The sequence below is a fragment of the Frankia gtarii genome, assembly GCF_025403375.1.
Taxonomy (GTDB): Bacteria; Actinomycetota; Actinomycetes; order Frankiales; family Frankiaceae; genus Frankia; species Frankia gtarii.
The window spans coordinates 15,468-34,872 of record NZ_JAMPTM010000005.1; the positions used below are offsets into that span (position 1 = coordinate 15,468).

The 19,405-nt window shown below is 71.0% G+C and carries 21 protein-coding genes and 1 pseudogene; 9 read left to right on the forward strand and 13 right to left on the reverse strand.

Going from position 1 to position 19,405, the window contains the following annotated elements:
• Nucleotides 1-139: 139 nt before the first annotated feature.
• The 3 genes from NBZ83_RS01740 to NBZ83_RS01750 all read right to left on the reverse strand — a co-directional run bounded on the left by NBZ83_RS01740 (nt 140) and on the right by NBZ83_RS01750 (nt 2,268).
• Nucleotides 140-298 carry a hypothetical protein gene (locus NBZ83_RS01740; protein WP_205446998.1) on the reverse strand — a complete coding sequence of 53 codons (159 nt, stop codon included), beginning with the start codon at nt 296-298 and terminating at the stop codon, nt 140-142.
• A gap of 870 nt (nt 299-1,168) precedes the next feature.
• A complete protein-coding gene (locus tag NBZ83_RS01745; protein WP_261564466.1) occupies nt 1,169-1,411 on the reverse strand; it encodes a DUF397 domain-containing protein in 243 nt (80 codons plus the stop codon).
• On the reverse strand, nt 1,408-2,268 hold the full coding sequence (locus NBZ83_RS01750) for a helix-turn-helix domain-containing protein (RefSeq protein WP_261564465.1): 861 nt from the start codon (nt 2,266-2,268) through the stop codon (nt 1,408-1,410). Before NBZ83_RS01750 ends, NBZ83_RS01745 begins: the two co-directional genes overlap by 4 nt.
• Before the next feature lie 626 nt (nt 2,269-2,894).
• Between NBZ83_RS01750 and NBZ83_RS01755 the strand changes: the two genes are divergently transcribed.
• Nucleotides 2,895-3,173, forward strand: a complete 279-nt coding sequence (locus tag NBZ83_RS01755) for a hypothetical protein (protein ID WP_261564464.1) — start codon at nt 2,895-2,897, stop codon at nt 3,171-3,173.
• On the opposite strand, the gene NBZ83_RS01760 is transcribed toward NBZ83_RS01755, so the two are convergent.
• The 3 genes from NBZ83_RS01760 to NBZ83_RS01770 form a co-directional block, all read right to left on the reverse strand.
• Nucleotides 3,161-4,321 (reverse strand): SPFH domain-containing protein, encoded by a 1,161-nt coding sequence (locus tag NBZ83_RS01760; protein WP_261564462.1) that lies wholly within the window; start codon nt 4,319-4,321, stop codon nt 3,161-3,163. The two genes, NBZ83_RS01755 and NBZ83_RS01760, sit on opposite strands and share 13 nt — an antisense overlap.
• A 15-nt stretch (nt 4,322-4,336) precedes the next feature.
• On the reverse strand, nt 4,337-4,576 hold the full coding sequence (locus NBZ83_RS01765) for an NfeD C-terminal domain-containing protein (RefSeq protein ID WP_261564461.1): 240 nt from the start codon (nt 4,574-4,576) through the stop codon (nt 4,337-4,339).
• Between the two features lie 183 nt (nt 4,577-4,759).
• Nucleotides 4,760-5,782: a helix-turn-helix domain-containing protein gene (locus NBZ83_RS01770; RefSeq protein WP_261564460.1), complete on the reverse strand. Its 1,023-nt coding sequence runs from the start codon at nt 5,780-5,782 to the stop codon at nt 4,760-4,762.
• Between the two features lie 174 nt (nt 5,783-5,956).
• Between NBZ83_RS01770 and NBZ83_RS01775 the strand changes: the two genes are divergently transcribed.
• Nucleotides 5,957-6,358 (forward strand): cupin domain-containing protein, encoded by a 402-nt coding sequence (locus NBZ83_RS01775; protein ID WP_261564458.1) that lies wholly within the window; start codon nt 5,957-5,959, stop codon nt 6,356-6,358.
• Nucleotides 6,359-6,365: 7 nt separating this feature from the next.
• Here NBZ83_RS01775 and NBZ83_RS01780 read toward each other — a convergent pair whose 3' ends face one another.
• Both NBZ83_RS01780 and NBZ83_RS01785 read right to left on the reverse strand, forming a co-directional pair.
• Nucleotides 6,366-7,076, reverse strand: a complete 711-nt coding sequence (locus tag NBZ83_RS01780; RefSeq protein ID WP_261564457.1) for a response regulator — start codon at nt 7,074-7,076, stop codon at nt 6,366-6,368.
• A complete protein-coding gene (locus NBZ83_RS01785; protein ID WP_261574196.1) occupies nt 7,076-8,548 on the reverse strand; it encodes a sensor histidine kinase in 1,473 nt (490 codons plus the stop codon). Before NBZ83_RS01785 ends, NBZ83_RS01780 begins: the two co-directional genes overlap by 1 nt.
• Before the next feature lie 359 nt (nt 8,549-8,907).
• Here NBZ83_RS01785 and NBZ83_RS01790 point away from each other — a divergent pair, with 359 nt between their 5' ends.
• Nucleotides 8,908-9,411, forward strand: coding sequence for a hypothetical protein (locus NBZ83_RS01790; RefSeq protein WP_261574197.1), 504 nt, complete (start codon nt 8,908-8,910; stop codon nt 9,409-9,411).
• Between the two features lie 104 nt (nt 9,412-9,515).
• Nucleotides 9,516-10,319, forward strand: a pseudogene (locus NBZ83_RS01795) (putative protein N(5)-glutamine methyltransferase); the annotation flags it as partial.
• A gap of 9 nt (nt 10,320-10,328) precedes the next feature.
• On the opposite strand, the gene NBZ83_RS01800 reads toward NBZ83_RS01795, so the two are convergent.
• Nucleotides 10,329-11,561, reverse strand: a complete 1,233-nt coding sequence (locus NBZ83_RS01800; protein ID WP_261574198.1) for an FAD-dependent monooxygenase — start codon at nt 11,559-11,561, stop codon at nt 10,329-10,331.
• Between the two features lie 131 nt (nt 11,562-11,692).
• Between NBZ83_RS01800 and NBZ83_RS01805 the strand changes: the two genes are divergently transcribed.
• Entirely contained in the window at nt 11,693-12,472 is a 780-nt protein-coding gene (locus NBZ83_RS01805; protein WP_261564451.1) for a TetR/AcrR family transcriptional regulator, read from the forward strand.
• Nucleotides 12,473-12,550: 78 nt separating this feature from the next.
• On the opposite strand, the gene NBZ83_RS01810 is transcribed toward NBZ83_RS01805, so the two are convergent.
• Nucleotides 12,551-13,561 carry a tyrosinase family protein gene (locus NBZ83_RS01810; protein ID WP_261564450.1) on the reverse strand — a complete coding sequence of 337 codons (1,011 nt, stop codon included), beginning with the start codon at nt 13,559-13,561 and terminating at the stop codon, nt 12,551-12,553.
• Nucleotide 13,562: 1 nt separating this feature from the next.
• The gene (locus NBZ83_RS01815; RefSeq protein WP_261564449.1) at nt 13,563-13,970 is read right to left on the reverse strand and encodes a hypothetical protein; all 408 of its coding nucleotides are present in this window, start codon (nt 13,968-13,970) and stop codon (nt 13,563-13,565) included.
• Between the two features lie 262 nt (nt 13,971-14,232).
• On the opposite strand from NBZ83_RS01815, the gene NBZ83_RS01820 reads away from it, so the two are divergent.
• Nucleotides 14,233-14,634 carry a DUF427 domain-containing protein gene (locus NBZ83_RS01820; RefSeq protein WP_261564448.1) on the forward strand — a complete coding sequence of 134 codons (402 nt, stop codon included), beginning with the start codon at nt 14,233-14,235 and terminating at the stop codon, nt 14,632-14,634.
• Here NBZ83_RS01820 and pip read toward each other — a convergent pair.
• Entirely contained in the window at nt 14,604-15,590 is a 987-nt protein-coding gene (pip, locus tag NBZ83_RS01825) for a prolyl aminopeptidase (protein WP_261564447.1), read from the reverse strand. The genes NBZ83_RS01820 and pip overlap by 31 nt on opposite strands.
• A 135-nt stretch (nt 15,591-15,725) precedes the next feature.
• Here pip and NBZ83_RS01830 point away from each other — a divergent pair, with 135 nt between their 5' ends.
• A complete protein-coding gene (locus NBZ83_RS01830) occupies nt 15,726-16,730 on the forward strand; it encodes an alpha/beta hydrolase (RefSeq protein ID WP_261574199.1) in 1,005 nt (334 codons plus the stop codon).
• 54 nt (nt 16,731-16,784) lie between these two features.
• A complete protein-coding gene (locus NBZ83_RS01835; protein ID WP_261574200.1) occupies nt 16,785-17,495 on the forward strand; it encodes a helix-turn-helix transcriptional regulator in 711 nt (236 codons plus the stop codon).
• Between the two features lie 92 nt (nt 17,496-17,587).
• On the opposite strand, the gene NBZ83_RS01840 is transcribed toward NBZ83_RS01835, so the two are convergent.
• The gene (locus NBZ83_RS01840) at nt 17,588-18,346 is read right to left on the reverse strand and encodes an SDR family NAD(P)-dependent oxidoreductase (protein ID WP_261564444.1); all 759 of its coding nucleotides are present in this window, start codon (nt 18,344-18,346) and stop codon (nt 17,588-17,590) included.
• 201 nt (nt 18,347-18,547) lie between these two features.
• On the opposite strand from NBZ83_RS01840, the gene NBZ83_RS01845 reads away from it, so the two are divergent.
• The gene (locus NBZ83_RS01845; protein WP_261574201.1) at nt 18,548-19,405 is read left to right on the forward strand and encodes a helix-turn-helix transcriptional regulator; all 858 of its coding nucleotides are present in this window, start codon (nt 18,548-18,550) and stop codon (nt 19,403-19,405) included.

Below are 19,405 nucleotides of genomic sequence, written 5' to 3' on the forward strand. Positions count from 1 at the left end.
GCGGGGGGACGAGGTCAGCTGCGACGGCGAGCCCGGCGGCCGGGCCGGGAGGTCCAGGGGCGGCCTGGCCGGCGCAGCGCGCCGGTAGCGGACGGGCCGGCTGGCGGCCGGCGCCGCCCGCCTGGCCTGAGCCGGCCCATCACACTCCGAAGCGTTCGAGGGCCTTGCGGACCCGGAGGTTCGCCTGCGCGAAGGAGATCTTCCCGTCCACATACGCCGACAGGGCCGCGCGTCGAACACGTTCGACGCGCTGATCTTTCATCGGGGTGTTGAGCAGGTTGGTCGTGGCGGTGGCCACGGCAATCACCTCCCAGTGGCAGGGGAACAGGATGGTGGGAGTGCGTATCGATCCGGGTCCGCGACGCCCGCAAGGCCCCGGTGGCGTCGGGGACGTCGACGCTCGGCGGATCCAGATGCGGACCGACCGTGATCAGATTCGAGGGAGTGCCCGGCACGTGGGCGGATGTGCCGTCCGCAGCTAGGACGGCGACGGGATGGCGGCCCCGCCGGCCACCGGTCCCGTTTGATGCCGGCCCGCAGCCGGCAGGAGACACAGCGCGGCTACGAGGTTCGTGGCCGTACGCGCGACGTGGTGGACCCCGGGACCGAGCGCCTGCGGCGACACGGCCACCCCGACCGTGACGTCGCGGCGCCGCATGCGGGTAGCCGTACAGTCAGAAATGATCACAACGACTGCCCTCCTCCGCGTTGGGCGGGCATTCGGAGCCCGCGTGGCCCGTCCAGCGGGCGAAGGTGGCCGAGCGTTGTCCCATGCCGCCACGGCGCCGGGAGCGTCCGGTCCGCCGGCCCACCCTGCGCGATGGGCGGCGCGGACGTCGTGCCCCGGAAATGCCACGACCACAACGGGACGAACACTTGAACAACGAGGACCGACTGAACATCTACAAGAGTGCGCGACCGGGAGGCGTTGCGCAAGAGCCAACCGGCATGTGGTGCGGCGGCCACGGCACCGTCCGAAGAGGAACCTCGGCCCGGTCGGGACGGGAACGCCGACGTTGATCGGCTCGTTCCGGCACCGTGATCGGCGGATCTTCCCGGCCCTGGTCCGGTCCGGTCGCATCCGGTAGAGGCGTCCGGGTCGGACCAGGGCGATGCCGGGCGCGGCCGGCAGGCTCGAGGCAGGCCGGTTCGCCAGGCCGGGCGTGGGTCAGGCCTGGTGGACCCTGGTCCGGTCGAACTCGCCGTCCCGCGCGCCGGCCAGGAAGGCGTCCCACTCGGCGGCCGAGAAGGCAAGCATGGGGCCGCGCGGGTTCTTCGAGTCACGCACCGCGATGCCCTCGCTCAAGGGAGCGATCTCCACGCACATGCCACCCGCTCCGTTGCTGTAGCTGCTCTTGCGCCAGGCCAGCTCGGAGGTTCCGCCCAGATCGGGCTTCGCAAATCTGGTCATCTTAAATCCTTTGCGACGGATCGTATCATCTGTACGGATTCCTCTGGCCGCAGGGCGGCGGCCAGAAGGTGATTCATCTTCAACTTATAGCGTCGGACTTCGGCAGCACGCTCTATGTAAAGACTGCCGGCCGCCTCTTCTATATAGACCACTTCGTGGTCTTCCGAGTCGGGGAATCCGAGTATCGAGAATGCGCTGCCCAGACCGGCATGTGCGCCCACCGAGAACGGGAGGACCTGGATCGTCACATTCGGGAGTTCGGACCGTTTGGCGAGGAATTCGAGCTGGTCGCGCATGACCGCTCGGCCACCGATCTCCCGGCGCAGCACTGCCTCGTCCAGGATCACCCACAGCCGGGGATGGTCGGGGGCGGTGAGCCGGCGCTGCCGGTCCATCCGCAGGGCGATCTTGCGCTCGACCTCCTCCTCGCCGACCTCCAGGTCATCGGCCTGGATGACCTGCCGGGCGTAGTCCTCGGTCTGGAGCAGCCCGTGGACGAGCTGGGACTCGTATACCTGGATCGACGCCGCATCGCCCTCCAGACCGATGTAGATCTCGAACCAGGCTGGTACGACGTCGTGGTAGGAGTGCCACCAACCGTGCCGACGGGACTCCCGGGCCAACGCCATCAGTGCGTCGCGCTGCTCACCCTCCGTGACATCGTACAGGTTGAGCAGGTCGGACACGTCGCGCGTGCGTACCGGCACCCGCCCGTTCTCCATCCGGCTGACCTTCGAGACCGAGCAGCGAAGCAGCTGGCAGACCTCGTCGACCGAGACCCCCGCCGCCTCTCGCAGGCGCCGTAACTCGGCGCCCAGTCGCCGCCGCCGCACAGTCGGACCGCCGCTTGTGGCCATCGCTCGTCCTTCGGTCTGCTCGGAGTGATGGGTGCATCCTGCCACTGGATCGCCACTCCTCATACGAAGTGCACAGCTCTGGGTAGCGAAACTCTTACAGAAGCTCTTGCAGATGGTCGATGCAGGGGGCATGCTTCGGGTCTTGGTTAACTTTGAGTGGCGAGCTTGATGCTCTGAGTGAAAACTTGGTGCAGTGGCGAATCGCGGGGAGTAGTTGATGGTGATCGCGCAGGGTCCGCGTCACCGATGCGGCGACCATGCCGGTTCGACCAGCCGGGCAGCGTCAGCGCTGCCACACGCCGCCACCACGGGGTCCGCCACCACGGGGTCCGCCACCACGGCCCCGACAGCCCCGATCGCACCGCCTTTCACAACCAGGGTGCGGCCCACCACCGTGAGGCCCGCGGCCGGTCGGCCGGCGATCGGGTGGCCCGCCTCCGCTCGGCCTGCCGGCACAGGGGCCGGTGCCAGCGGCCGTCGACCGTCGACTCCGGGCGGGTGGGCGTCGATCCCCGCCCGGAGCCGGCCAATTCACCGTCGTGGGCCGGGTCGATTCCGTGGGCCGGACCGCGCGCCGTGGACTGCTCCACGGGTCTCATTATCCAATACAACTGAAAGGCGTGACAATGGCGACTCGCCGATTCCAGGTCTACGACGGCGATGGCGAACTGGTGGCCACCTTCCGCGAGTGGGAGGCGGCGCACTCCTGGGCGCACCGCCGGGCCACCGAGGCGGGGACCCGAATTCCTGTTCAGGTCGAGGACCGGGTCGAGCGGCGGACCTGGACGATCGAGGCAGATCAATGCCGACTCACGGTGTGGCGGCGCCACGTGGAGTATGGATACTGCGGCCGGACGGAGGCGCGTCCCGTCACAGCCGGCCGCAAGCACGTCTACGTCTCCTGAATTGGCCGGGGCGCCGCGATGCCGGGGTGTTCGGTGCCGGCTCCGTTGTTGTGGCCATCGGGGGCGTGCGCCGGTTGCCGGACGCCCGTGCGTAGCGCCTCGAAAATCGCCATGCCCTGCCCGACGAGGCCGGTGGCGATCTCACCGATGCCCTCCGCGCCGTTGAGCACCGTCACGTTCGCGCCCGCCAGCCCCGACGCCGCCTGCCGGACGATCTCCGGGAGCTGGTCGATGAGCATCCGGTCGAGCGCGACCCGGTTGTGCGATGCGGCGGCCTCCGCCTGAATCCTCATCTTCTCGGCCTCGGCGAGGGCGAGGACGCGGACCCGCTCGGCCTCCGCCTCGGCGGGTTTGACGACCTCGGTGATGAGCTGCTGCTGGCGCAACTGAGCCTCCCCTTCGGCCAGCTCGGTCCGCGCCGCGGTCACCGCCACCTCCGCCTGGGCCTTCGCCAGCGGCCCGGCCTGCGAGGCCTCGGCCTGGGCCCGGTCGATCTCCGCCCGGTACTGGGCCTGGACGATGGACGTCTGCCGGGCATATTCCGCCTGCGCCCGCTGCGAGCGTTGCTCGGCCTCCGCGGCGGCCTGGTTGGCCTCGGCCTGGGCGATCTGCGCCTGGCGCTGAATGGCGGCGTTGTGCGGTGCCGCGATTGCCGTGATGTAGCCGAGTGTGCCGTCGTCGATGGACTGGATCTGTAACGCGTCGATGGTCAACCCGATCCGGGCCATCTCCGCCTTGGACCCGTCGAGCACCTCGGTGGCGAGCTTCTGGCGGTCGCGGATGATCTCCTCGACCGTCATCGAACCGATGATCGAACGCAGGTGGCCGGAGAAGATCCGTCCCGTCAGCACCGCCATCTGGCCCTGGTCCGACAGGAAGCGCTGGCCGGCGTTGACGATGCTTTCGCTGTCGTTGCCGACCTTGAAAGCGATCACGGCCCGGACGTTGAGAGAGATGCCCTGGTAGGTGACGCATGTTTCCGCGACCTCGGCCTCGCACATCGCCAGCGTCAGGAAGCGCACCTTGCGGAAGAACGGCAAAATGAAGCCACCGTGACCGGTGATCACTTTGAACGGCATCCCGCCGCGGTTCTTCCCACCTGAGACGAGCATTGCCTGGTCAGGTGCGGGGACTCGGTAACCAAACACGCCGCGAACCTTTCGTCAGAGATCGCCACCGAAGACGGCGGCGGGATCCAGCCACGGCACCACCTCGACGGTCCGGGGCCCGCGCGTCCCGATGACCAGCACGGATGCGCCCTTGGGCAGCGGAGTGTCGGACAGCGCGAGAAACGTTTCGATTCCGCCGCGGATCCGGACCACCACCTCGCCCGGCCCGGCGTCGCCCCGGGTGCCTACGATGAGCGCGCCGACGTGACCGATGACGGACGGATCGCCCACCATCCTCGAACCTCCTCCTCGCACGCGGCGGGCGCGGAAGGCCATGGCTGAACAGTCGTTGCAGGCTAGAAAAGACTACAAGTCGCCATCCCCGGAATCAGGGCCTTGTCCTGTCGACTTCTGTATTGACCGGGCACGATCCGTCTGTAGCCGGCCGGATCCCCTGCCGGCTGCCTCCTTCTCCGCTCATCCTCCGTCGCCTCGGCTGGTCGGATCTGGCGATGGTTGGACCGGTCCGAACCGGCGCTGGTAGGCGGTGGGTGTGAGGCCTGTGTGCCGGCGTAGCGCGACCCGCAGACTCGCGGCGGTCCCGAGGCCACTGGCGCGGGCAACGAGATCGAGGCGACGTTCCCCTCGTTCGAGCAGCCGGCAGGCTAGCTGGACCCGTTCGACGGTCAGCCACGCCAGTGGGGTAACGCCGAGTTCGATACGGAACCGGCGATGCAACGTGGCCGGGCTGACCGCGGCCTGGCTGGCAAGGTCGGCGATCGCCATCGGTTGGTCAAGCCGCTGGCGGGCCCAGTCCAGTAACGACGCGAGGGAGGTGTCGGGCACAACCGGTACGGGGCGTTCGACGAACTGCCGCTGCCCGCCGTCGCGGTGCGCCGCGAACACCAGCCGCCGGCTGACCGCGTTCGCGACCTCGGCCCCGTGGTCACGTCGGATGAGGTGCAGCCCGAGGTCGAGGGCGGCGGCGCTGCCCGCGGCCGTGCACACGTCGCCGTCGTCGACGAACAGCACGTCCGGTTCGAGCCGTACCTCGGGGTGGCGGCGAGCGAACAGGTCGGCCCACCGCCAGTGGGTCGTGGCCCGGCGGCCGTCGAGCACGCCCGCGGCGGCGAGGGTGAACGTTCCCGTGCAGAAGCTGACCAGACGAGCCCCGCGGTCGGCGGCCTCCCGGATCGCGGCCAGCACCGACGGTGGCGGTGCGACGAGCGGATCCGGACGGTTCGGCACGATGACCGTGTCGGCGGCGGACACCGCGTCGAGCCCGGTGACGCCGGACAAGGTGAACAACCCGCCGTGCATGCGGATCTGCGGCCTGGGTGCGCAGAGCGTGCAGTCGTACCAGGGCCGGTCGAGCTCGGGGCGGCGCAGCCCGAACAGCTCGGTGGCGACGCCCAGCTCGAACGGGTTCGACCCGTCATCCACGATCACCGCGATCCGGTGGGCCGGCGGGCGGTCCGACTGCGAGGATCCATGCGACATGCGCGATTCCTAGCACTCGTACGTTCCTGTGCCCGGCGGAAGTATTTACGTATGACCCCAGAGCAAGCCCCCGGGCCTGACCGTCGTCTCGCATCCGCCGATACCTCCACCGGCTCCGCGTCCACCGGCTCCGCGCACGCCGTCGCGGAGGCAGCGCCTGTCGAGCTTCCGCGAGTGCGGCGGGCTGAACCGATCGATCTTGCCGCCGCGCTCGACAGCTTCGAGGAACTGTGGAGTCCCCGCGTCGCCGCCAGGGTGAACGACTACGACATACGCATCGCCAAAGTCGCTGGCGAGCATGTCTGGCATGCGCACTCCGACACCGACGAGTTCTTTCTCGTGCTGGAGGGCACGCTGTACATCAGCCTGCGTGACGGGCTGGGCGGAGGGGAACGGGTCGTCATCCTGAACCGGGGGGAGATCTTCGTCGTGCCGCGCAATATGGAGCACCGTCCCGCATCACCGGCTGGTGCATCGATCCTTCTGGTCGAACCCACCGGCACCCTGTCCGTGGGGGACTGCCACGACCTGCTGCCCGACCACGTCGACGCGACGACGGGGCATGCCCTCGACTGAACCGCCGTCACGAGCCGCTCGATCCGGGCGGGAGCGAGCCGGTGCCGGGGAGCACGGCGCCGAATTCATACGCGGCGACGACGAGCTGTGCTCGATCGCGTGCTCCGAGCTTGGTCAGCAGTCGGCTGACGTGCGTCTTGACAGTCGTAACGCCGACGAACAGCTGCCGGGCGATCTCGGAGTTCGACAATCCCGCTGCAACCTGGAGGAGTACCTCTCGCTCCCGCTCCGTCAACCGGGTCAGTTCCTCGCCCCGGGCTGTGGGCGGCTGCGGCCGCTGGGCGAACTCGGCGATAAGCCGCCGGGTGATGCTCGGGGTCAGCAGCGCGTCGCCGGCAGCCACGATCCTGATCGCGGCCAAGAGGTCCTCCGGGCGGGTGTCCTTGAGGACGAACCCGCTGGCGCCGCCGTGCAGGGCCGCGAAGACGTGCTCGTCCTGATCGAAGGTCGTCACCACGAGGACGCGCGTCGCGGCGGTGTCCGGGTCCGCGACGATGATCCGCATCGCCTCCAAGCCATCCATGATCGGCATCCGGATGTCCATGAGCACGACGTCCGGACGCAGCTGCCTGGCCAACCGCACCGCCTGGGCGCCGGTATCGGCCTCCGCGATCACCGAAAGATCGGAAGCGGACTCGACCAGCACCCGGAAGCCTGCTCGCACCAATGCCTCGTCGTCGGCGATGAGAACCCGGACGGAAGCGTCGGTCGCCGGCATCATCGGCCTGCACCGTGCCCGACGGGGCTCGGCCGAACGGAGGCCGGGGGGAGCTCGGGAGACTGCTGGGCGAGCACGGTGACGGGTGAGATGGGAAAGCGGACCACGACCGCGAATCCACCTGCTGCACGCGGGCCCGCAGCGAGCTTGCCGGCGAACAGCTCTGCTCGCTCGCGCATCCCGATCAGGCCCAGCCCGGAGCCCGATCCCCTGTCTGGTTCGGGCCGTCGTAGGGCTGGGCCGCGTGGTTCACCGGCTGGGTCGGATCGCGACTGATCGCGGTGGCAATCCTCCGTTACCTCGTCGCCGCGGTGGTGCGCTGCGCCGCTCGGTGAGACACGGCCGTCGTCGACGATGCTCACGATCAGTTCCCGCGGCCCGTCGTGCACGGTGACCTGTGCCTCGGCGGCGTTGGCATGTCGGACCACGTTCGTCAGAGCTTCTTGGACGATGCGGTATACCGAGGTCTCCAGGACCGGCAGATAGCTGCGAGCGGCGCCTGTACGCCGGTATGACGTGTGGAACCCGCGCCGCCGGAGCCCGGCGACCAGATGGTCGAGGTCTGAGAGCTTCGGTTCGGTGATTCTGGCTGGTTCGTCGGCATCGGCGTGATCGCCCACGCACGCCGACCCGGCGGCCCCTGCCGGTCCGTCCGCCGCCACCGGTCGATCCGCCTGGCCTGGGACTTCGGCCGGCTCCGCCTGCGGCCGCGTCGTCTGCATCGCTTCCGATCGACCCGATGGCTCCCGGATCTCCTGACGAGTAGCGCGTAGGACCCGGCGTACCTCATCGAGCGCCGAGCGGCTTGTCGTCTCGATCACGCTCAGTGCCTCGTGCGCCTCGCGCGGGTCCTCGAGTAGCCGGGCAACGCCGGAGCGGACCGCGATCAGACTCAGCGTGTGCGACACGATGTCGTGGACGTCTCGAGCTATCCGCAGCCGTTCTTCGGCGCGGATACGGCGCTCCCGCTCCGTGGCCTCTCGGCGCGCCTCCAGCACCAGGCGGGACCGGTAGCGGCGGCGGGTGCGCAAGGCATCGCCTACCAGCCATGCCGCTGCGGCGACAAGCGCCTGGACCAGATCCTGATCCTGATCGGGATACAGCCGCATGGCGACGGCGGTGGCGACCGATATCGCTACGACGGCCATCGTGCCCGCGGCCACCGACGTCCGCCTGGGGTGGCGGTCGGCGACGGCGAGGACGGCGACGCCGAGCGCTGGTCCGGCGTTGCTGACGAGCGGGGTGAAACGGACTCCTGCGAGCGCGGCCGAGCAGAGGACCGCGGCGACGGTGGCGAGCACTGGCAGCGGCCAGCGCCGGGCCGCGATCAACGGAGCGGCGGCGAGCATCCCGAACAGCAGAACATGGGAGGTTGAGCCGTAGCCCTCGGCCCCCGGCGCGACCGTCGGGGTCAATGCGGCCGGCAAGGTGAACAGGGCAAAAGAAGCGAGAACGATCGCGATATCGACCACGCCGAGGGTGGCGCTTCGGTCGGCCCGATCGAAGGTGTCGGCGGCCGTGGATCCGACGGATGCGTCCGTGGGCGCGGGTGGTTGGATTGGGCCGGGCGGTGCCGGCGTGGCGAGCGCCATGGGACATGACGGTAGACGCCGATGTCGGCCCTCGGCGTCCATCCACAGGATGACGCAGGCTATCCGCCTCAGGTCGGATCGAGCCGCTCCGATCCACCCTCCGAAGGGGCCGGAGGGGGTGCTGCCGACGGACGACAGGCCGGTCCAGAAAAGCGACGGTGATGGGCATGAAGCCGCGTCTATCCACTCGCCGGCGGCGGGCGGCCGCAGGGCTCTCGCCCGTCCTGTCAGCGTTCGCTGTGACTGCTCTCAGTGCAGGCGTCGTCTCCGGCGGCGTCACCTACCACGACCGGTCGCCCGTCCGTGCGGGGCACAGCGTGGGCACCGCCGCCTGGGGCCCGCACCTGGTCGTACTGATTCTGGCTGGGGCGCTCGCCGCCGGGGCATGGCTACGCCGTCGCCGGCTTCCGTCCGAGCGGCGTCCCCGTGGCCTGTTGCCCGCGCCGCTCGGCCGGCCCGCAACGCGGCGGATCGGGCTGACAGTCCGCGCCGTCCGGCATAGCCCGGCGGGGCTCTGGCGGCTGGCCGTGCTCGCCCTCTTGGCCGTGCTGCTGCTCTACCTGTGTTGGCGGGCCGGGGTGCAGATGCTCGGCGGATTGGACCCGAATTTCACGGTGAACGCGTGGGGCGGCCCCAGCTATGCGGGTGCGATGGCCTGCCATTACCTCGATCTCGCTGTCGTCGGCACGGTCGCCGCGGGGCTGCTCGACCAGGCCCTGCTGCCGCTGCCGCTGGCCGAGTAGCCTCTGGTAAAGCGAGGTGGGTGGTACTGTGGCCGCCGTCATAGGTGATCGTCTTGAGGAGGTGGGACCCATTTCCGCAATATCAAAGTGGGCGTACCTCTCCCATGATCACATTAGGTGCAGTCGGGCCTGGTGATCGGGAGGGCGCCCTTCGGCGGTCCGAAAGGCTTCCCGTGTCGTCATCTCCGTCGTCCTCTTCGTCCTCTTCCCCGGCTGCCCTTGTCGTCCGCCGGCTGCGTGCCGCGGGTTGCGTCTTCGCCGAGGACGAAGCCCGGTTGCTTGTCGCCGCTGCCCGGACTGCCGCCGAGCTCACCGCCATGGTCGATTGCCGGGTCGCCGGCCAGCCTTTGGAGCACATCCTCGGTTGGGCGGAGTTCTGCGGCCTGCGGATCGCGATCGAGGCCGGCGTGTTCGTGCCCCGTCGCCGCACCGAGTTTCTCGTCCAGCAGGCCCTCGAGCAGGCCGCTGTCAGTCCCGTCAGGATCGTGGTCGACCTGTGTTGCGGATCGGGCGCGGTGGCCGCGGCCTTGCTCGCGGCCCTGCCCGGTGCCGAAGTACACGCCGCCGACATCGAGCCCGCTGCGGTGCGCTGCGCTCGGCGCAACCTGGCCGCCCTCGGCGGCCGGGTACACGAGGGGGACCTGTTCGCCGCGCTGCCCGGAGAGCTGCGCGGAAGCGTGGATCTCCTGGTGGTCAACGCGCCGTATGTGCCGACCGACGCGATCGGCCTGATGCCACCCGAGGCACGGGAGCACGAGCCCCGGCTGGCTCTCGACGGAGGGACTGACGGTCTCGACGTGCTACGCCGGGTGGTCGCCGGGGGGCCGCCGTGGCTGGCACCGGGCGGAAGCCTGTTGTTCGAGACCAGTGCGCGGCAGGCACCCTCGCTCGTGGACGCCCTAGCGGGCGCCGAGCTGTCAGCCCGGATTGAGGTGTCCGACGAGCTGGCAGCCACCGTCGTGATCGCGGCGTTCCCGGGCGGCGGGGCCGCGGCCGGCGGTGGACAGCCGGCTGCCGAGCCAGCCGGCGGCGGCGGCGGCCGGCCACAGGCGGGTGGCGGCGTTGCGGGCACGGATGCCGGCCCAGGTAGCGGGAATGAGTAGGTGGGAAGCCTGCTCGACGCCGCGCTGGCGTGGTTCGACCAGGCGGCGATGGCGGGCCTCATAACGGCGTAGTGCCGAACGGTGATCGTCGGAGGTTGCGGCCAGTTCCTCGGCGAGCGCGAACGCCCCGGCCATGGCCAGGGAGGAGCCGTCACCGAACAGGGACACGCAGGAGGCGGCGTCGCCGACGAGCGCGATCCGGCCGGCCGACCAGGCCGGCACGTCCACCCGGCTCACCGCGTCGAAGTAGAGGTCCTCGCTTGCCTGCGCCCGTGCCAACAGCTCCGGCGTCCGCCAGGATCCGGCCGCGTAGGCGCCGGTGAGCATGGTGCGGTGCTGGTCGATGTCGCGATGGTTGAACTCCGCGAGCTCCGGGCGGCGGAAGGCGAAGAACGCGATCGGCCCGGCGGCTGAGGGGTGCAGGGCGACGACTCGGCCCGGCGTGTTGTGCATGACCACCTCGCGCCGGTGTTCGATCGACCCGTTGAACGGCACCGTGGCGGCGTAGAGGCCCAGGTGACGTACAAAGTTCGTATCCGGCCCGAAGGCGAGTCGGCGCACGACCGAATGGAGGCCGTCGGCGCCGATGACCAGGTCGAACCGGCGGGGGCGGCCGTGATCGAAGGTCACGTCGACGCCGCGCTCGTCCTGCGTCAGACCGGCGATGGAGTCACCGAACACGAACTCGGCGTGCTCCGCGCTCGCCGCCTGCAGGATCGAGGCGAGCGCGCCACGGGGAAGTTCGACGTCGCCGCCGCCGGTCGAGCGTGCAAGCGCGCGCAGGTTGACGCGGCCGACACTGCGGCCCGCCATGTCCACGAACCGCATTCCCGTCACGTCGGTGGCGGCGGCCCGCAGCCGGGCTAGCACCCCCATCCGCTCCGCCACCCGGAGGGCCTGGCCGCGCACGTCCACGGGGCTGCCGCTGGTTCGCTGCCACAGCCCGCGCTCGACCACCGTCGGCCGGAAGCCGTGCCACGCCAGCCAGTACGCGAGCGTCGTACCGGCGATGCCGGCGCCGGAGACGAGCGCCGTCCGGTTGCCCATGCGTCCTCCGCGATGTGGGGTCGAGGCCGATCGACCGTCAGCGTATGACCAATTATGAAATCTGGTCAAAAGTTGAATGCGCGGTGTGATGAACGTTGACCAGCTCTCGAACATGGTCATACGGTCATCGCGTGAGCCTGACAGCCGGCCGGTCCCGGGACCCGTCGCGCGGGCAGGAGCGTGCCGCGCGCATCCTCGACGTCACCGAGGATCTGCTGCTGCGCCACGGGGCGCGGCGGGTGACCGTCGAGGACGTCGCCGTCGGCGCGAACATCGGCAAGGGCACCGTCTACCTGCACTGGGAGACGCGGGAGAAGCTGTTCGCCGCGGTTTTCGACCGGGCGGTGGCCCAGGCGATCGCCGAGCTGCTCGCCGCGATGCGGGTCCAGCCGAGCACCTGCCTGCCGCACCAGTTCGCCCACGACTACTTCCTCGCCGTCATGCACCGACCGCTGCTGCGCGGGCTGTTGGTCGCAGACCAGGAGCTACTCGGCCGGCTGGCCCGCCAGCACGATCCCGCCTGGGACGAACGGCATCATCTGGTTTCCGATCGGTACTTCTGGTTGCTTGCCGAACACGGCATGCTACGGACGGAGCTCGGGCCCGACGAGGTCGCCTACGCGTTCCAGGCGACGTTCGAGGGCTTCGTGCGGGCCGAGGGGGAGCTGGTCGACGGCGGGGGCGCGGCGGCGCGGGCCGCCGCCCAACCGGCGGTGGCGAACCTGGAACGGCGGGCGGACCTGCTCGCCCGGACCGTCGAGCTCGCCTTCGAGAGCAACCGCCCGGTCGCGGCCGACGAACTGCGCCTACTCGCCGCCGACGTCGTGGACCTGTTCACCGACCTCGTCGACCGCCGCGGCTTCGCCGACCTGGTCGACCGCGCCGAGCTCGGCACCCCAGCCGCGTCCTGATCACCGGTGGCGGCGCCGCACCGGCCCGCACCGGCCCGCACCGGCCCGCGTTGACCTCAGGGGCGGCCGGCGGGCGGGTCAGGGCAGGACGTCGTAGGTGTAGAGAGCGGAGCTGTCGAGCACGCTGCCCGGGGTATCCGGCTTGCTGGCCGGGGTGAACGGGGAGACAAGCGGGTCGTCGATCCGGTGGCCGAGCAGACTTGCCGGGGCCGTCATGTCCGGCTGGTAGCGGCGGCCGTTGCGCCGCATCCACCCTTCCCAGAGCCGGTCGACGTTGCAGTGGTGGACGAAGAACACCGGGTCGTTCGGGGATGATGCCGGGGCCATGTCCCCGCCGACCCACAAGTGGACCTGGTTGTGCAGGCCGGGCCCGGTGAAGCCCTCCAGCCGGTTGCGGAACCCCCGGGACGAGATGTCGAAGGGCGGCCGGTCGTAGTCGGCGAGGGTTGGATCCGCCCGGGTGTCATAGGCGGCGCGCACGTCGCCGGTGCGAGGCAGCCGCGGCGAACCGAACGGGGCGTTCTGGCCGAACCTGCGGGCGAGGCCACGCTCGGCGACCTGGCGCAGAGCGCCGTTCGAGTTCGTCGCGATCCGGACCCGGAAACTCGTCGGGTCGGCGCGGTCGAAGGCGAACGCTCCGCCGCGCACCGGGCTGCCCTGGCCGCCGAAGCCGTCCGGGGCGTCACGCCACAATGCCGAGGCCGCCGGGCTCGCCACCCCGCCCTGCGCGGGCGGCGTGCCGTCGAGCGCCCAGTCCCAGTAGGGCAGGCCGAAGTCCGGGTCGGCGAGCACGCGCTGCAGGTGCGTCTCAAGCCAGCGGAGCATGACCCGGTGCCAGGGCAGGAACACCGGTCCGCGATGCGCGGCGTTACGGGTTCCGGCGTCACCGCCCGGCGGCACCGCGGTGTTCATCGCGAGGACGTGCCAGATGACGAACAGGTCGTAGGTGTGGACGGGTCGGGCGTGGCCGGGGATGCCGAACCGGTCCGTGGTCAGCGTGGTGGGTTCGTGTTTGAGCAGCCTGATGCCGCGGATGTAGGCGGCACGTGCGGCGTCGTCGCGGAGGATGTCGCGGCGGACGGCGGCCATCTCATCTCCCTCCCGGCATCTCGTGGTCGTCGTGGGTGTGGCCGCCGTGCCCGCCTTCGTGGCCGCCTTCGTGGCCGGCGTGGCCGTCCGCGGGTGGTGTCTGCGGGGAGAACTCGTCCGGGAAGGTGCGGATGAGCACCCGGACCAGGTCCACGAGAGAGGGAAGCTGGTAGGCGGGCAGACCGTGGCAGTGTGCCGAGCCGTCCTTGGACAGGCCGATGTGTACGTCCAGTGGCCGTCCGTCCACGGAGATCTCGTAGGTGGTCGTGATGACGACGTGATGGCCGTCGAAGTCGTCCACGCGGATGCTGCGGGCCGGACCGACATGATCATGATTGGGCTGTGGGAGGCCCGCAAGGTAGGTCGCAAGAAACGCCGGTTGGGCGGGTTCGGTGGTGTCCGGTTGCATGAAAGTTCCCCCGAGTGTCGGTCAGTGCTTCGATGTGGTCGGAGTATCGACCGTGTGTGAGGTGTTCGCAACGAAGTGTCGTCTAGGCGTCGCGCTGAGGTGACCGAGCCCGGGTGCGGGAGGCTGATCAGACCTGCCGGCCGGCCGGCAGGCAGGGACCGGCGGCGCCGGCGCCGCCGCGGAGCAGGCTTGACGGTTCTCGGCAGGCGGCGGAGCCTCTATTCGCGCCGAATCACGCTCCGCCCGGTCTGGAGGAACCCTGATGTCGCGAACGGTCCTGCTGCCGAACGCCGACCATCCGATCACCATCGAACCGACCCGCGGGCGGGTGGTCGTCCAGATCGACGGGCGTGTCGTCGCCGACTCGCACGACTCCCGCACCCTGCGTGAGGCCAGCTACCCGCCGGTGCAGTACCTCCCAATCGCCGATGTGGACCAGAGCGTGCTGCGCCGCAGCGAGACCACCAGTTACTGCCCGTACAAGGGCGACGCGAGCTACTACAACATCGAGACGTCGGACGGCACGACGCTCGGCGACGTCATCTGGACTTACGAGACCCCCTATCCGGCCGTCGCCGACATCGCCGGCAGGGTCGCCTTCTACGCCGACCGCGTGGAGATCACCGTCCCCGCCTACGTCGGTGCGCCCGAGCTCCCGTCCTGACCTGCGGCGAACTGGTCAAGTGCGCCGCGCAGGTGGCGGCCCAGCGTGTCGCTGCCGGTATGGCCGGAGTCGGTGACCGGGACGAGTTGCGCGCCCGGCCAGGCGCGGGCCAGCTCCCAGGCGACGTCGAACGGGCCGCCCAGGTCGTGGCGGCCGTGGATCAGTACCCCCGGGATGCCGGCGAGCCGGCCGGCGTCCCGCAGCAGTACGCCCTCGTCGAGCCAGGCCCCGTGCGCGAAGTAGTGCGAGCAGATCCGCACCAGCGCGAGCCGTGCCCGCGGCGGGCGACCGCCGTACGCGCCCGGCTGCCCGTTCGACTCCAGGGAGATGACCGCGTCCTCCCAGGCGCACCACTGGTCGGCGGCTCGTTGACGCACCGTCGGGTCGGGGTCGGCGAGCAGGCGCGCGTAGCCGGCGACGAGGTCGCCGTCGCGATCGGCGGGCGGCAGTGCGTCGCGGAACCGCTCCCACTCGGCGGGGAAGAACCGGGCCACGCCCCGGTAGAGCCAGTCGATGTCGGACCGGCGGGTCATCGTCACCCCGGCGAGGACGATCCCCGACACCCGGGACGGGTGGCGCTCGGCGTAGGCCAGGGCGAGCGTCGAGCCCCACGACGCGCCGTAGAGCAGCCACCGGTCGATCCCGAGGTGCTCGCGCAGCAGCTCCATGTCCGCGAGCAGGTGGTCGGTGGTGTTGTGCCGCAGGTCGGTGGTGTGGTCGCCGGCGTGCGGGGTGCTGCGGCCGCAGCCACGCTGGTCGAACAGGACGACCCGGTAACGGTCCGGGTCGAACCACCGGCGGGCGCCCGGCGAGCAGCCCGAACCCGGCCCGCCGTGGACGACGAGCGCCGGCCTGCCGGCCGGGTTGCCGCAGACCTCCCAGTAGACGAGGTTGCCGTCGCCGACGTCGAGCATCCCAGCGTCGTACGGCTCGATCGGCGGATACTGCGATCCCATCCGCCGATCCTGACCTACCGGTCACGGCGAGTGTCGGTAGTCGTCGAATCCCCGACCTCGTCGCCGCTGTTCGTGACGCGGGTCACGGCAAAAGGGTGACGGTACGGTGTCGCCGCCCCGGATCACGATCGGACCATGACTGCTTCCGCGACCGCGATGCCGTCCGACGTCCATCCCGATCCCATCGCTACCGATCCGATCGCGACGACCGGGCTCGACTGCCTTGCCGAGACCGAGGCGTTCAACGCCGCCTTCGAGGCCAGGGCGGGCTCCGTGCCGGACCGCAGCCGGGGGGTGGACGCGGCGACGCTGGCGACGCTGCGCCGCAACCGGGTGGGCGGCGACGCGCCGCCGGTGCGCCTGGCCGAGGCGCACGACCGGCAGGTCGAGGTCGACGGGGGGCGGGTCGGTCTGCGGGTCTTCGTGCCGCCCGCCGTCGAGGGCGCCTACCTGCACATCCACGGCGGCGCGTGGATGTTCGGCTCGGCCGACGGGCAGGATGAGCAGCTGTGGGACCTTGCCCGCACCGCTCGGCTCGCCGTGCTCAGCGTCGAGTACCGTCTCGCGCCCGAACACCCGTACCCGGCGGCGCCGGACGACTGCGAGCGGGCCGCTCTGTGGCTGGTCCGCCATGCCGCGGCCGAGTTCGGCACCGACCGGCTGCTCATCGGTGGCGAGTCCGCCGGTGCGCACCTGTCGCTGACCAGTCTGCTGCGGCTGCGGGACCGGCACGCGATCACGGGGGCGTTCCGGGCGGCACACCTGACGTTCGGACCGTTCGACCTTTCCATGACGCCGAGCCAGCGGCTGTTCGGCTCCCGCCGCCTGGTGAGCAACACCGACTCGCTGCGGGAGACCTACGACGCCTTCCTTCCCGGCCGGACGCCGGAGCAGCGGCGCGACCCCGACGTGTCCCCGCTGTACGCGGACCTCGCGGGCCTGCCCGCGGCGCGTTTCGTGGTCGGCACCGACGATCCGCTGCGCGACGACTCGCTGTTCATGGCCGCGCGCTGGCGGGCCGCCGGGCTCCCGGTGGAGCTGGAGGTGGTGGCCGGGGCGATGCACGGTTTCACCCTGTTCCCCCTCACCATCACCGAACGGGAGTTGCGCCGCCAGACTGACTTCCTGGCGCGGGCCTGATCTTCCCGGCACAGGCATGACCTTCCCTGCGCGGGCACGAAGTAGCGTCCGGGCGTGACCCGAACCGACCGGCTGTACGCGCTGATGGAGGAGCTGCGGGCGGTGGCGCCGCGTCCCGTCACGGTGCCGGCGCTCGCGCGGCGCTTGGAGGTCAGCGAACGCACGGTACAGCGGGACCTGAAGGCGCTGGCGGAGACGGGCGCCCCCGTCTACAGCGCGACTGGGCGCGGCGGCGGCTGGTCCGTGGACCCGGCGATGACCCTGCCGCCGATCGGCTTCACGCCAGGCGAAGCCCTGGCGGTGGCGGCTGCGCTGGCCGCCGCGGAGGGTTCCGCGCCGTTCGCCGACGGCATCCGTGGCGCGATGCGGAAGATCGCCGCGTCGCTGTCCGGTCAGGCCCTCGTCGAGGCGCACGAGCTGGCCGCCCGGATCGTGGCCCTGCCGTCCCGGATCGACCCGGCGGTCCGCGGTGTGGTGGAGCTGGCCCTGAGCAGGCGGGAGGTGCTGTCACTGAGCTACCTGGACGCCGCCGGGCGGACCTCGCAACGGGAGGTGGAACCGGCCGGCCTGCTCACCGCCGAGGGCCGCTGGTACCTGGTGGCCTGGTGCCGCCTGCGGCGTGCCCCCCGCGGTTTCCGGCTCGACCGGATCCACGGCGCCACCCCGACCGGGCGGCCCGCCCCTCGGCGGGAGCTCGCGGATCTGCTCGGCTCGGCCGCCACGGGCGCGGTCACCCCGGCCGCTCTGGACAGCCTCGCTCCGTGATCCGGTAGCCCCCTGATGTCGTCCGGCCCGACCCCCGCCGACGAGGCCAGGGCAGGACCGGCCGGCGGTGGGCGCGATGGGCCAGCGGCGAGCTAGAGGTTCTGGCCGCCGGACAGCTCGATGCGGGTGCCGTTGGCCCAGCCGAAGCCGTCGGCGAGGATCAGCGGCACGGCCGCGCCGATGTCCTCGGCCTCGCCCGCGCGGCCCAGTGAGGTGGCGTTCGCGAGCGCCTCGTTGAGCTGGGGGTTGTCCCGGACCCGGCCGCCGTTGAAGTCGGTGGCGATCGCCCCGGGCGCGAGTACGTTGACCCGGATGTGCCGCTCGCCGAGCTCCTGCGCCTGGTACCTGGTCAGAACCTCGAGCGCGCCCTTCGCGGCGGCGTACACGGAGGCACCCGGGCGGGTGATGCGGGCCAGGACGGAGGAGATGTTGAGGATGCGCCCGCCGTCGGCCAGCAGCGGCAGCAGCGTCTGCGTCAGGAAGAACGGCGCCTTGATGTGGATCCGGAACAACTCGTCGAACTGCTCCTCGGTCGTCTCCGTGTACGGCGCGTCGAGGCCGACTCCCGCGTTGTTGACGAGGTAGTCGAGGCGCTCGGCGCCGAGGCCGGCGAGCGTCGTGCGGACGTCGGCCGCGAACCGGGCGAAGTCCGCGCTGTTGCCCACGTCGAGCTGCAGCGCCGCCGCGGGCACCCCCTGCCCCTCGAGCTCCACCACGAGCCGGTCGGCCTCGTCCTTGCGGTTGTTGTAGGTGCCGATGACGCCCACCCCGGCGCGGGCGAGATGCGTGGCCATGCTGCGCCCGAGACCGCGGCTCGCGCCGGTGATCAGGGCGATTCTGCTGTCGGACATGAGTTCTCGTTCCTCCCGTGACATGCCGGTGGTGCTCGCCTCCACCCTGGTACCTGCACCGGCCGACAGCGGCGCCTCGGTCATCCCCGGACCGCGAGTCCGGGGGTAGTCCGGCCGGCCGCGGTCATGATGGAGATGTCTGCTGGGCCGTGGGCGCACGGCCGGGTGGCAGCCGGTCGAGTGAACCGCGGAGGTACCGCCGTGCAGCGTCATGAGCTGGGTGCATTCCTTCGTCACCGGCGGGAGCTGCTGCGGCCCTCCGACGTCGGGCTGGTCGCCAGCGGTCGGCGACGGGCGCCCGGGCTGCGCCGCGACGAGGTCGCCGTGCTCGCCGACATGTCGACGGACTACTACGAGCGGATCGAGCAGGGCCGCGGGCCGCGGCCGTCGCCGTCGATGCTCGGCGCGATCGCGCGGGCGTTGCGCCTCACGCTCGACGAACGTGACCACATCTACCTGCTGGCCGGCCACGAGGCCCCGCCGCGGCACTGCTCGCTCGGCTACGCCGACGCCGGCCTGATGTGCGTGCTGGACTCGCTCGCGCCCGCCGTGCCGGCGCTCATTCTGGATGACCTCGACAACGTCGTGGCGCAGAACCCGCTGAACGTCGCGCTGCTCGGCCCGATAGCCCGCGCGCCAGGTCGGGCGCGCAACTTCCTGTGGCGCTGGTTCACCGGCGGCGAGCTGCGCGCGCGGTACCTCGCCGACCAGCACGACACGCTCGGCCGCGAGCACGTCGCGGACCTGCGCGTCACGCTCGGCCGGCGGCATGAGGACGAGGCGGTCCGATCCCTCGTCGCCGAGCTCTCGGCGGTCAGCGCCGAGTTCCGCGAGGTGTGGGCCCTACAGGAGGTGGCGGTGCGGCGGACCACCCGCAAGGTGCTCATCCATCCCCAGGTCGGCCGGCTCGACCTGGAGTGCGACGTGGTGATCAGTCCGCCGTCCGGCCAGCGGCTGGTCCTGTCCCGTCCGCAGCCCGGTTCGGGGGCGGGTGAGCGCCTGGAGATGCTCGCAGTCCTCGGCACCCAGACCTTCCTCGACCCCAGCTGTTCGCGCTGA